11 protein-coding genes are annotated in these 12623 nt (G+C 36.6%); 9 read left to right on the top strand and 2 right to left on the bottom strand.

The window, feature by feature from the left end; genetic code table 11:
* The first annotated feature begins 22 nt into the window (after positions 1 to 22).
* Positions 23 to 1666: a thiamine pyrophosphate-binding protein gene (locus LG296_RS19175; RefSeq protein WP_181417955.1), complete on the top strand. Its 1644-nt coding sequence runs from the start codon at positions 23 to 25 to the stop codon at positions 1664 to 1666.
* Between the two features lie 43 nt (positions 1667 to 1709).
* Here the strand turns inward: LG296_RS19175 and LG296_RS19170 are convergent, their stop codons facing one another.
* The gene (locus tag LG296_RS19170; protein ID WP_107932145.1) at positions 1710 to 2336 is read right to left on the bottom strand and encodes a hypothetical protein; all 627 of its coding nucleotides are present in this window, start codon (positions 2334 to 2336) and stop codon (positions 1710 to 1712) included.
* 382 nt (positions 2337 to 2718) lie between these two features.
* On the opposite strand from LG296_RS19170, the gene LG296_RS19165 reads away from it, so the two are divergent.
* Together LG296_RS19165 and LG296_RS19160 are read left to right on the top strand one after the other, a co-directional pair.
* Positions 2719 to 3891 (top strand): ParM/StbA family protein, encoded by a 1173-nt coding sequence (locus LG296_RS19165; protein ID WP_107932401.1) that lies wholly within the window; start codon positions 2719 to 2721, stop codon positions 3889 to 3891.
* A gap of 9 nt (positions 3892 to 3900) precedes the next feature.
* The gene (locus tag LG296_RS19160) at positions 3901 to 4518 is read left to right on the top strand and encodes a hypothetical protein (RefSeq protein ID WP_107932147.1); all 618 of its coding nucleotides are present in this window, start codon (positions 3901 to 3903) and stop codon (positions 4516 to 4518) included.
* A gap of 59 nt (positions 4519 to 4577) precedes the next feature.
* Here the strand turns inward: LG296_RS19160 and tcuA are convergent, their stop codons facing one another.
* Positions 4578 to 6086, bottom strand: a complete 1509-nt coding sequence (gene tcuA, locus LG296_RS19155) for an FAD-dependent tricarballylate dehydrogenase TcuA (RefSeq protein ID WP_181417956.1) — start codon at positions 6084 to 6086, stop codon at positions 4578 to 4580.
* Positions 6087 to 6222: 136 nt separating this feature from the next.
* Between tcuA and LG296_RS19150 the strand changes: the two genes are divergently transcribed.
* The 6 genes from LG296_RS19150 (at position 6223) to LG296_RS19125 (ending at position 12600) form a co-directional block, all read left to right on the top strand.
* A complete protein-coding gene (locus LG296_RS19150) occupies positions 6223 to 7080 on the top strand; it encodes a LysR family transcriptional regulator (protein WP_107932149.1) in 858 nt (285 codons plus the stop codon).
* A 78-nt stretch (positions 7081 to 7158) separates the two neighbouring features.
* On the top strand, positions 7159 to 8751 hold the full coding sequence (locus LG296_RS19145) for a sensor histidine kinase (protein WP_107932151.1): 1593 nt from the start codon (positions 7159 to 7161) through the stop codon (positions 8749 to 8751).
* 15 nt (positions 8752 to 8766) lie between these two features.
* Positions 8767 to 9474, top strand: a complete 708-nt coding sequence (locus LG296_RS19140) for a response regulator (RefSeq protein ID WP_107932153.1) — start codon at positions 8767 to 8769, stop codon at positions 9472 to 9474.
* A 157-nt stretch (positions 9475 to 9631) separates the two neighbouring features.
* On the top strand, positions 9632 to 10612 hold the full coding sequence (locus tag LG296_RS19135) for a tripartite tricarboxylate transporter substrate binding protein (RefSeq protein ID WP_107932406.1): 981 nt from the start codon (positions 9632 to 9634) through the stop codon (positions 10610 to 10612).
* Positions 10613 to 10625: 13 nt separating this feature from the next.
* Complete coding sequence (locus tag LG296_RS19130) at positions 10626 to 11075, top strand: tripartite tricarboxylate transporter TctB family protein (RefSeq protein WP_107932155.1); 450 nt, start codon at positions 10626 to 10628, stop codon at positions 11073 to 11075.
* A 16-nt stretch (positions 11076 to 11091) separates the two neighbouring features.
* Entirely contained in the window at positions 11092 to 12600 is a 1509-nt protein-coding gene (locus tag LG296_RS19125; protein WP_107932157.1) for a tripartite tricarboxylate transporter permease, read from the top strand.
* The last annotated feature ends 23 nt before the right edge of the window (positions 12601 to 12623 follow it).

The raw sequence follows: 12623 nt of genomic DNA, 5'->3' as shown, positions 1-12623 counted from the left end.
ATGATTACAAAGGAGAATGAACATGAAAGCAGCTCGTGTTGTATTAGAATATTTAAAGGCAAGAGAAATTAAACATATATTTGGTATTCCGGCAGGCTCTGTAAATGCCATTTTTAATGAGCTTTATGATATGCCTGAAATAACACCAATCATAGCAAAGCATGAGGGTGCGGCTTCTTATATGGCTGCTGCCTATGCAAAATATACAAATCGTTTGAGTGTAAGTATCGGTTGTAGCGGTCCTGGATCTACTAATCTAGTGACAGGTGCAGCCAATGCTATGAGGGAGCATTTACCTGTTCTATTTATAACAGGTGCTGTACCTGTAAATACGGTAGGCTTGAATGCATCACAAGAATTAGATGTAGAACCACTTTTTAAATCTGTTACGAAATATAGTGTAACTATTAATAATTCAAAGGATGTACTTAAAGAAATCGTAAAAGCTACTGAAATTGCTATTTCTGGTGTTCCGGGTCCTGTACACATTGCTATTCCAATTGATGTACAACACGAGAATGTAGAGAATGTTGAATTACCTGCTCCAGCAAAAAGAGAGCCGCTTATTCCTGAGCTTGATACAATTAAAAACGTAGCGAAAGAGCTTATGAAAAGAGAGTTAGGCTATATTTTTGTAGGGCAGGGAGTAAGAAACTCTGTTGAGCAATTAGTTGAGTTAGCGGAATTACTGAACTGGCCGATTGTTACAACGCCACAAGCAAAAGGGTATATTCCTGAGGATCATCCACTTTTAGTCGGTGTCTATGGTTTTGCTGGGCATGAGACTGCTTCAAACCTATTAAATGAAGGTGACGGTGAAGCATTATTGATTGTTGGCTCTAGCTTAGGAGAGACAGCAACAAACAATTATAATACCAATCTTGTAGGAAATCGTTTCTCTGTGCAAATGGACTTTGACCAATCTGTATTTAATAGAAAATACAAAATTGATATGCCTGTACTAGGTGATATCAATCTAAGCTTAGTATTTCTAATAGAAGAATTAAGAACTTTAGGTTTAACTAAAGAAAGCTCTAAGTATGTGATTGAAAAAACCGAAGCAAAAGAAGAGCCTACTGAGGAATATAATACGAAAAATGTTCTTCTAAATATCCAAAAATATGTACCAGCTTCTACTAGATATACAATCGATATCGGTGAATTTATGTCTTATATAATTCATCATATGAAGGTATTAGAATCTGATACATTTGATATCAATGTTCACTTTGGTGCAATGGGAAGTGGAATTGGAACTGCAGTTGGTTCTATACTTGCTGAACCAGAACGACCTGTTGTATGTGTAACAGGGGATGGCTGTTTCTTTATGCATGGTATGGAGATTGCAACGGCTAAAGAATATAATCTACCAATCTTATTTGTCGTAATGAATAATGCCCGACTAGGAATGGTATATCACGGTCATGCACTACAATTCAAAAGAACGCATCCAACATTTGAACAAGAACCAATCAACATTAGTGCAATGGCTGCTGCCATGAATATTCCAAGCTTCAGAGTTAATAAGTTAGAGGATGTTAACCAAGATATCATCAACGAATTAATGGGAGCTAATGGACCAGCAGTTCTAGAGGTAGCCTTAGTTGATAACAATACACCGCCTATGGGAGATCGAGTTAAGTTCCTTTCATCCTTTGGTAAATAATAAATCCTAAAATAAAAAGTATAGGGCAGCTGCCCTATACTTTTTATATATTTTGATAAGAATTTTGAATAACCTTTAAAACGGAGCCTATTGTTTGTCCCTTAAAGGAATCTTGAATAGCTTCACCAGTAGGGTTTGAGTAATAGAAGCTTCCAATATTTTCGTCATAAGAGAATCCAAGCTTTGTTAATTCCTGCTGCAGTTCATCTGGAAGGGTAGTTAAGCCTGTTTGTTCGATGAAGTAGTCTGTAGGGAAAATTTTCACATCTACGTCTGCAAATCCCGTATGAACAACAAATAAATCATTTTTTTGTTGCATTATCCACTGTTCCTTAGAAAATAGGGAGATTCTTGAGCCATCTAAGGAGGAGATAGCATCTAAGTTAATGCCGAAAATGCCATTGATAAGCTGACGAATCTCTGCTCCTGATATGTTTCCTCCGTGCTTTGCAATTCCTAAATCAATAGCATATTTTGCAGGGCTATTTGATAGAGGAAGCTCCCCAGATTCTAAGAATTCTTTAGATAGAATAGGCTTCGTTTCTAAATCAAAGCCGAAAACAGAATTGACAATGCTACAAATCTCAGAACTCGTAGTTACATCTTGCGTATCAATATAGTCATCCATAATTTCAATCTTTTTCAATCCTACAGAAATTTTCTCTACCATATATCTCAAACTCCTCTATAGTAAGATGCCTTCAAAGGAAGGGGAACTAATATATAAATTTTACCATATTTATCTAATATAAATCACTGTAAACAAATAGTTTGCAAGTATACAAAGTGTAAACAAAATGTGTACAAATATGTATACATGTAAACAAAGCTGTATACATATTGATTTATAAGGATGTAAACGTATTTGTTACCAAAGTTTACATAATTGTATACAAAGCGCCAATGTTTACAAAAAGTTTACGTTTATATTACTTTTGGTTAATTCTAATTGAATATTCTTGTAATTTCCTATACTCTTTAAGTAGGCATAATAGTTTACAAAATTATCCTTTAAGAAACCATACAAATTAAAGAGAAAAGGAATGATTAATATGATTAACTCTAGAACAGCAGCTGTAGATGTTGGTAATGACTCGATTAAGGCAATCTTTGGTGAAGTAGAGTACGAATTAAATATTCCTAATATCGTGGCTAGGGATACAGAGGATCGCCCTGTTATTGGAATTGAAGAATTAGATAATAAAAATCCACTAGATGGAATTCATATCAAGGTGCACTCTCCTGCATTAAAGGATAATAATGCAATTTACCGAGTAGGTAATTTAGCAACAAAAAGTAGCAATGCAACTGAACTTGATCCAGGCAGTTCAAAATCAGAAGAAGATCAAACACTGATTATGCTATTTGCTACATTAGCGTTAGACGCTGTAAATGAAAACAATTCAAATGCATTTCCACGAGTGAAAAATGTAATAGATGCAAATTATACGCTTGGTACAGGCCTTCCCCTACGTGAAGTTAAGGAAGGAAAGGATGCAGGCTACCGTTCAAAACTAGTTGGTTCTGTCCACCAAGTCGAGTTCCTTGTTACGCCAAAATACCAGGGCTTAAAAGTAAATATTAAATTTAATGAAGTAAAGATTTACCCGGAAGGCTTTGCTGCTTATATTAATCTTGTAATGGATAATCAGCTTAAAATTATTAATAAGGATTTAATCGATAAACGCATTATCATTCAGGATATCGGTGGGCTATCGACAGATATCGCTGTTATTAAGAACCGGAATGTTGATGATGATAAGGCACAAGGCTTCAATCTAGGAGTATCCGAATCTCTAGAGGCTATCAGAGAGGAAATCCGTTCAAGACATGGCATTGAATTAGACAGCCGTCGTGATGTGGTTGAGATTATCACAAGAAAAAATGATCGCAATCATATCATGGTTAAAGGAAGTCGCACAAGTGTTCATGATATTACGGACCGTATCCTACTTGAATTAGCTAAAAAACAATATCGCTTACTACGTAATATATGGCAAAAGAATTCACAAACAGAGATCTGCTACTTTGTTGGTGGTGGAGCAAATGTCTTAAAGGATTATATTAAGACATTAAATAATAATTTAGATGGCTATAATATCGATTTCTTTGAAGATGAAAAAGAAAGTATTTGGATGATGGCCAATGCTTATTATAAACTAATCAATGACTTTATCAGAAAGTCAGAAAAACCAAAGCAAGCTCAAGAACCTGTGAAAAATTAGGGTGATGATATGAGTGCGCGGGCGAATGAGATTAAGAGAGGACAAGCCATTTCATTTCGTATTCCTTCAGATACGCCTGATCATCTTTTAAAGCATTTACAGAAGCTAAAGGAATCAGAAAGAAGGAATTTTTCGAGCAAGATGGCTGAGTTTGTCTTGCAAGGAGTAGGTCAATCTTTTACAAAGGAAAGGGAAACAATCAACATTCCTCTACCTCATAAGCTGAGTAAATCACAGCGAGATTGGCTAAAGCATGAGCATTCGGAGGCTCTGTTGGGAACGATTGTATACCAGCTATTAATGGACCCAGTTCGTGCAACATCCTTGCTTGCATCTCTAAATAGCAATGCATTGGATATAAATGAAGCATTGTATTTGCAAGAGGAATTAACAAATACACAGTTGCCGGGAATGGAGTCTGAGGTTTCCCAAGTGGATAACTATGTCCAAGCCATTGAAGAAACAGCTGCTGGTAGTGATTCAGAAATAACAGATGATTTAGATGCCTTTGAATGGGAAAGTGCAACACATCACCAAGTTGTAGATACTGAGGAGAACCAGGACGACGAGGAAGAGTTAGATTTAGACAGTCTTCTAGGCGATTTCCTTAATAAAATGAATAAGTAAACAAGAAATCCGCATTGTGAAAGCTACAATGCGGATTTTTTCAACTTCAAAACTAACTATTAATTTATTGTTGCATTTTCATGGGCATCGGCATATTTTGCTGCCTGGGAGCCAGAAACTTTTCCAAACACTGCTCCTGACATGAGACCAGAACCCCCTGGATAGTTTTTATAGAAAATACCGCCAACCATTTCACCTGCAGCAAATAGCCCTTTAATTGGTTCTTCAGCTGCATTTAAGACTTCACCATTTGGATTGACATGAAGGCCGCCGAATGCGAATGTAATACCGCAAGTTACCGGGAAAGCGTAATATGGACCTTTTTCAATTTTCATAGCCCAGTTCGTTTTTGGTGGCGTGATTCCCTCCGTCCCTTTTGCATCCTTGACAGAAGGGTTATAGTCTCCGTCTTGTACTGCATTGTTATAGTCTTGAATGGTTTGAAGGAACTGCTCCTTGTTCACAGGTAATTGTTCAACTAACCCTTCAAGTGTATCTGCTTGATAGAAAGTTGCCTCTTCTAAATTATATTCTTTTCGAAGAAGTGGACGAACCTGCGCATCAAAGATTTGGAAGGCTACATGATCAGGCTGCTTTAAAATTTCACGTCCGTATTTTGCATACGTATAATTTCTAAAATCTGCACCTTCATCTACAAAACGGCTTCCGTCCTTGTTTAGCATAATGCCTAAAGGATAGGAATGCTTTTTAAAGATGTCGCCAGGCTTCTTAAAGTCGCCAACCTTAGGAGCATTATAATCTGTGCCGATTGAATGGCAGCCATCCCACTCCCCGAACTTTTGGGCGCCAATTTCAAGAGCCATTTTAATACCGTCTCCAGTGTTATACTCTGTACCTCTTACAATAGCCGCTTCCCATTCAGAGCCCATATATTTTGAACGCAATTCCTTGTTTGCTTCAAAGCTTCCACATGCTAATACGATACTTTTTGTATTCACAAGTGTCTCAGCGTCTTGTTGCGAAACGATTACTCCAGTTATTTGGTTATTCTTCGTTTCAAGCTTTGTTGCTTGTGATTCATACCATACATCTATACCAAGCTCCTTCGCGCGTGCGAATAATTGCTTCATTAAACCAATGCCTTTTTCCTTTGTTTTTACTGGAAGACCACCCCAAAAGTGAATTTTTCCGTCTTGTTTAAAGGATTGGTTATCGTAGTTAAGTTCAAATTCAACGCCATGCTCGCGCATCCAAACGATTGTTTCATAGGATTTCAAAACTAATTGATTGGCTAAATCTGGCTGGCTTTGTCCATCCGTTACACGCATCAGATCATTATAATAATCAGAAGTGCTGTATTCCGGCATTACGAGTAAATCAGCTTCTTCATCTGCAAGGGCAGGCATAATTCGTCTAATATCCTTTAATTCATTGTAAGCAAAGCGGATTGCCCCATCTGTGAAATAAGAGTTGCCCCCACTTTTTTGCTCGGGTCCCTTTTCAAGTACCAGCACACTAGCCCCATTTTCCTTTGCAGAAATAGCAGCACATAAAGCCGCATTACCTGCACCTACAACGACAACATCATATGAATATATCTTTGACATGTCCAATTCCCCCACTCCATAATGTTTACAATATTCTTACAACCAGTATAATGAAAAATAATAAATAGATAAAATATGGAAAATTGATAATCATCGATAAAAAATTTCTATAACTAAAAAGGTGAGGGATGACTACATGGATGAAAAGGACTGGCTTATTCTGCAAACGATTTATAAGGAGAGAAATATTACAAAAGCGGCCGAGCAACTATATATATCTCAGCCATCTCTAACCTATCGAATACAGCAGCTGGAGGAGCAATTAGGAGTAAAGATTTTATCAAGAAGAAAGAGAGGTGTCGATTTTACAATAGAAGGAGAATATTTGGTCCAATATGCCACGAGTATGCTATATCAGATGAATGAGATGAAGGACCATCTTGCGAACCTCCATGGCAAAATTAAAGGGACATTAAGGTTAGGTGTATCACAAACCTTCGCTAGATACAAATTACCAGCTATTTTAGCTGAGTTTATAAAACAATATCCGGAAGTGGATATCAATTTGAAGTCCGGCTTTAGCTACGAGGTTATACAAATGATTAATAAAGAGGAAGCGAATATTGGTATTGTTCGTGACGTCTATGATTGGAAGGGCTCGAAAATCTTGCTTGGCGAGGAGAAGATTTATCTTGTGTCCAAAAGTAAGATTGATATAGATCAATTACCGTATATGACGAGAATAAATTACAATACAGATTTATCCTTAAAAAATGTAATTGACGGCTGGTGGAAGGAATCCTTTGACCATCCCCCTAGAATTACGATGGAGGTAGACCTGATTGATACATGCCGGGAAATGGTGCTAAATGGATTGGGCTATGCATTTTTACCGGAAATTTGTCTTAATGGCTATGACAGTTTGCATACCTATGAATTGTCCTTAAACGAGGAAACGCTAATTAGAAATACATGGCTAATTTTTAACGAACGCTCTATGGATCTTTCAGTTGTGAGGGCATTTAAAGAGTATATGGAAAAAGGAAATGCTTAAAAACTACTGTAGTATTCTGAATATTCATTGTTATAATAGAGTAAACATTTCAGCATTGTTTCGTAAACGGAGAATGATATGAAAAGAAAAATGAGGGTTTCGTTAAAAGTTAAAATATTAGGCTTAGTTATTCTACTAATTGCCTTTATTATTGGGTCATTGTCCTTGATGTTTATCTATATGAAATATAGAGATGATATTGTGAAGGTAGAAGAGCTATCCTTACAAACTGCCAAAACGCTATCGTATACACCTTCACTGCATGACTACTATAATACCAATAGCAATCATGAAGAGCTCGGCGTTTTGATCAATCAGATTACCACTCAAATTGAACCTATAACGGTTTTTATTCAAAATCGAGATGGTTCGATTTTTGCTTCAACAGATGGCAATAAATTATATGGGAAGCTTAAGAGTGAGGATGCAAATAAAGCGCTTACTTTTGGCAGTTATTATGTTATTAGAACCACTGAAAGCAATAAAGAGGTTTTAAAGGCAATTGCACCTATATCGATAGATTATGGAAATTACAATAAGGTAGAAGGTGCAGTGGTTGTACTTTATGATTTGAGTACACTAGATAAAGAGATTTGGAACGATGTAAAGAAAATCCTCAAGGTGTCTATTTTAATCTTAATCATGGGGGTGATTGGGAGCTACATGCTTGCTAGCAGTATCCGAAAAGACACATTAAACCTTGAGCCTTATGAAATTGCAGCAATGTTCCGAGAGAGAAATGCTATTCTTCAATCTGTAAAAGAGGGAATCCTTGCTATAGATGAACAAGGAGCAATAACGATGATGAATGCATCTGCACGATATTTACTTGATGTAGAGGAGCATTCAGAAGGAAAGCTTGTATCGAATGTCTTTAAATCCGAGGAATTATTAAGCATCCTTAAAAATAGTGAAAAACAAATGAACGTTGAAATTCAATCTAATGAAAAAACGATGATTATTAATACACAGCCGATTATTGAGGGCGATAGAAACATAGGAATTGTTGCTAGCTTTCGAGATCGTACAGAGGTAAAGCATATGGTTGACGCACTTTCTGAGGTAAAGCAATATTCGGACGACTTGAGGGCTCAATCACATGAGTTTACTAATAAACTGTATGCCATACTTGGTCTTCTACAGCTCGATAAAAAAGAGCAGGCAATTGAATATATTAAAAGTGAAACACATATTTATACAATTGAAGAAGATTTGATTTTTACAAAAATAAATGATGAAAGAGTACAGGCTATATTACTTGGGAAAATTGCACAAGCGTCTGAAAAGAAAATTGACTTTGCTATCGAAAGTGAAAGCTCATTAGCCCATATCCCACAAGAGATTACTTTATCTTCTCTTATTATTATCTTAGGAAATCTCATTAATAATGCCTTCGAGGCTGTTAAAGATACCCAGGAGAAAAAAGTAAGCTTTTTTGTAACGGATATTGGAAATGAGATTATTTTTGAAGTATCTGATAGTGGACCAGGGATCAATAAAGATATTGAACATCAACTATTTCAAAGGGGTTTATCCTCAAAAGGAAAAAATCGAGGATATGGATTGTTTAATGTGAAAATAGAAGTAGAATCACTGAATGGAATAATTGAATATAGCAGTGAAGCTAGTAAAGGGACTGTTTTTACAGTATATTTGCCAAAGGTTTCCTAAGGGGAGGGAAAGCAAGTGGATCTAATCAATGTTGTAATAGCAGAGGATGATTTTCGTATTGCTCAAATACATGAGGAGTTTTTGTCTCATATTAAGGGTTTCAATGTAATAGGAAAATCACTGAATGCAAAGGAAACAATGGAACTACTTAATAATCATACTGTCGATTTATTGTTAATGGATATTTATATGCCCGATCAATTGGGGATTGATCTTTTAAGTGAGATAAGGGAAAATTACCCTACCTTGGATGTTATTCTAATCACCGCTGCCAGGGAAAAGGAGTTCTTAAATAAAGCATTAAAATTTGGTGTTGAGCATTATTTGATTAAACCAGTTACATTAGAAGTCTTCATAAAAACTATAGAAAAATATAAAGAGAATCGCCATCTACTAAATTCAATTACAGAGATAAACCAAGATATTATTGATCATTTTTTTGCGATGGATGATAAGAAAAAGGCGCAACAAAAAATTGATTTTCCTGCTGGAATTGATTACTTAACGTTAGAGAAGGTAAGCAATATCCTTAAAACCGAAAAAACTGGCTTAACGGCTGATAAAGTCGGGGATAAGATGGGGGCGTCAAGAACAACTGCCAGACGATATCTTGAATATTTGGTTAGTATCAAACAAGCCTATGTAGAACAAGTATATGGGGTAGTAGGGCGACCAGAAAGAAATTATTTTTATAACGAGCTATTAAAGGAAGGGCGCGCATAGCGCCTTTTCTTTTTTAATTTGTGAATGCTTTAACATGTGAACAATATGAACTTAATTTTCTTAAAATTTTAAATAAACATATTTTAGAAAACGTTTACATTCAATTTCAGAAAAATTATGATTAACTCAATTAAACACCATAAGGGGAGTGGAAATGTTGAAAAAATGGGGGATTTTGTTATTGGCTGTTGTATTTTTAACAGCTTGTTCAGCATCAAATGGGTCTTCAGGGGATGGAGAGTACCCGAGTAAAAATATTGAAATTGTGGCTCCAGCATCACCAGGGGGAGGCTGGGATTTAACAGCTCGCTCTGTGCAAAAAATTCTAAAGGACAATGAGTTAGTAGCAAATAATATCAACGTTATCAATAAGCCTGGTGGAGGCGGAGAAGTAGGATGGAGCTATTTAAGCACAAAGGATAGCCATTACCTAGCTGTTAATTCAAGTTTAGTCTTAACAAATAACTTACTTGGTCAAAGTAAACTGACACATAAGGATTTTACACCTTTAGCGACTTTAGCTACTGAGTGGCAGGCAATTGCTGTTTCTGTTGATTCACCTTATGAAAGTGTAAATGACTTATTTGAACAAATTAAAAAGGATCCAAAGTCAATTAAAATTGGTGTCGGACCAGGATTAGGGAACGATGATCACTTAGCCTTTGTTCAAGCAACTGGCATGAAGGGCGTTAATGCAAAAGATTTGAACTTCCTTGTATATGATGGCGGAGGTGGAGATGTTGTTACAGCACTTTTAGGTAACCATGTAGATGTTGTTACAACCTCTTTATCAGAAGTAAAGGAACAACACCTTGCAGGAAAGCTGAAAATTTTATCGGTTTCATCTGAAGAGAGATTAGAAGAGTTGGAGGATGTACCAACTCTACAAGAGGAAGGGTTAGACATGGTATTCCCTCACTGGCGCGGTATTATGGGGCCACCTAATATGACAGAAGCTGAAATTCAGTATTGGGATGAGAAATTAGGCGAAATGGTAGAGTCAGAGGAATGGGCAACCCTGCTTGAAAACAATGATTGGGACACATTCTATCAAAATAGTAGTGAAACAAAACAGTTTATGGATGAACAAGAAAAGCTGTATAAGGATTTAATAGATAAGTCTGGATTAATTCAATAAAGGAGCGATTAAGATGAAAATAGTCAAAGTCGGAATGCCAGTTTTAATGATTTTGATAAGTGTAACCTTTTTAATTAGCTCTTTTGCGATTCCCAAAGCCAATCTTGGGAATCCAAATGGTCCATTATATTTTCCAATCGGGCTAAGTGTTCTCATGCTTATATTAAGTTTAATTTACCTGTTCAATGAATTAAAAACGATGGATGGAAGCTATGAGAAAATTAAAGATTTGTTTGACAAAAAAACGCTCGCTCGTATCGGAGTGACAATTATTTTAGGTATAATTTATTCTTTGATTTTTGAGACAGTAGGCTTCTTAATATCTACTATACTCTTCCTGGGATTACTTCTGTTTTATTTGAATGGAAGAAAAAAGTGGCTTGTTAATATCGCTGTTACAGCTGGTTTCTCATTCATCACATGGTATGGATTTAGTCAACTGCTAGGCGTAAGTTTACCGTAGAACAGGGGGAAATAACATGGAAGGTTTTTTAGAGGGATTTTTGACCGCTATCCAGCCTATTAATATCTTATGGATTGTTCTAGGTGGCTTTTTAGGAACGGTGGTCGGAATGCTTCCAGGATTAGGACCAGCGACGGCAGTTGCAGTCCTTATCCCGGTGACATTCGGAATGGATCCAACCAGTGCGATTATTTTAATGGCTGCGATATATTATGGTGCGATGTATGGGGGTTCAAGAAGCTCAATTTTGTTAAATACACCAGGAGATGGTTCGGCGATTGCCGCAACATTTGATGGGTATCCAATGGCCAAGAAGGGGCAAGCCGGACAAGCAATGGCCATTTCGGCAGTCGCTTCCTTTATCGGAGGGGTATTGGCAACTATTGGTTTTGTATTCTTGGCAAAACCATTAGCAAGCTTTGCACTAAAATTTGGTCCAGCAGAGTATTTTTTATTGATGCTATTAACACTTTCAGCTATCGTTTCATTGTCAATTGGCAAAATGATAAAAGGCTTTATTGCTATGAGTATAGGGCTCCTACTAAGTACGATTGGCATTGATCCACAAACAGGTATCCATCGCTTTACGATGGGTGTTCCCCATTTAAGCGAAGGGATTGACTTTCTAATTGTAATTATTGGGGTTTATGCAGTGGGTGAAGTATTTTATAACTTCTTAACCATTAATAAGGAAAAGAAGGGTCCAAAAGATGGTGGCGACAGTATGGGAAAAATATGGTTCACAAAGGAGCAATGGAAAAGATCGAAATGGCCAATGCTTCGTAGTGCCCCATTAGGCTTTATCATTGGCGTACTTCCTGGTGCTGGCGGCTCCATTGCTTCAATGATTAGTTATTCTACCGAAAAGCAGATCTCCAAAAAGCCAGAGGAATTCGGTAAAGGAGCTGTAGAAGGGCTAGCTGCTCCTGAATCAGCCAATAACGCAGCCTCAGTAGGGGCAATGATTCCTCTTTTAACAATGGGTATTCCAGGATCGGGGACGACAGCAGTTATGCTTGGTGCACTAATCATGTTAGGTGTAAGACCAGGACCAATGCTGTTTGAAAATGACCCAGTAATGGTATGGGGACTTATTAATAGTATGTTTATAGGCAATATTGCTTTAGTTATTATTAATGTACTTCTAGTTGGTCTACTTGTGAAGGTTTTAAAAACACCTGCTAAGGTACTTTATCCTTTAATCATTATGTTAGCCTTTATCGGTACGTATACATTAAGTTACAGTACGGTCGATTTCTATCTATTATTACTATTTGGTGTTATTGGGCTGTTGATGAAGGTAATGGATTTCCCAATTGCTCCACTTGTATTAGCTTTAATTGTAGGGACAGATATGGAGCAGAATTTCCGTATGGCGCTTACGTCATCTAATGGAAGCTTTAGCATCTTCTTCTCATCATGGATTACAGTAGTATTAATAATTTTAACAGTATTGTCATTATTCTATCCTTTGTTAATAAAGCTGTTTAAGAAAAAGAAAAATGATCATACCATTGCTAGCTAAAATAATATAGGAACAAAGTCTAC

The sequence above is a fragment of the Ureibacillus chungkukjangi genome (genome assembly GCF_044795995.1).
GTDB lineage: Bacteria > Bacillota > Bacilli > Bacillales_A > Planococcaceae > Ureibacillus > Ureibacillus chungkukjangi.
The sequence above is the reverse complement of the archived record's forward strand: the minus strand, read 5'-3'. Positions and strand labels throughout refer to the sequence as shown.

Excerpts from the sequence above, each read along its gene's own strand:
- LG296_RS19175 (WP_181417955.1), top strand. The coding sequence starts at position 23 with ATGAAAGCAGCTCGTGTTGTATTAGAATATTTAAAGGCAAGAGAAATT.
- LG296_RS19170 (WP_107932145.1), bottom strand. The coding sequence starts at position 2,336 with ATGGTAGAGAAAATTTCTGTAGGATTGAAAAAGATTGAAATTATGGAT.
- LG296_RS19165 (WP_107932401.1), top strand. The coding sequence starts at position 2,719 with ATGATTAACTCTAGAACAGCAGCTGTAGATGTTGGTAATGACTCGATT.
- LG296_RS19160 (WP_107932147.1), top strand. The coding sequence starts at position 3,901 with ATGAGTGCGCGGGCGAATGAGATTAAGAGAGGACAAGCCATTTCATTT.
- tcuA (WP_181417956.1), bottom strand. The coding sequence starts at position 6,086 with ATGTCAAAGATATATTCATATGATGTTGTCGTTGTAGGTGCAGGTAAT.
- LG296_RS19150 (WP_107932149.1), top strand. The coding sequence starts at position 6,223 with ATGGATGAAAAGGACTGGCTTATTCTGCAAACGATTTATAAGGAGAGA.
- LG296_RS19145 (WP_107932151.1), top strand. The coding sequence starts at position 7,159 with ATGAAAAGAAAAATGAGGGTTTCGTTAAAAGTTAAAATATTAGGCTTA.
- LG296_RS19130 (WP_107932155.1), top strand. The coding sequence starts at position 10,626 with ATGAAAATAGTCAAAGTCGGAATGCCAGTTTTAATGATTTTGATAAGT.
- LG296_RS19125 (WP_107932157.1), top strand. The coding sequence starts at position 11,092 with ATGGAAGGTTTTTTAGAGGGATTTTTGACCGCTATCCAGCCTATTAAT.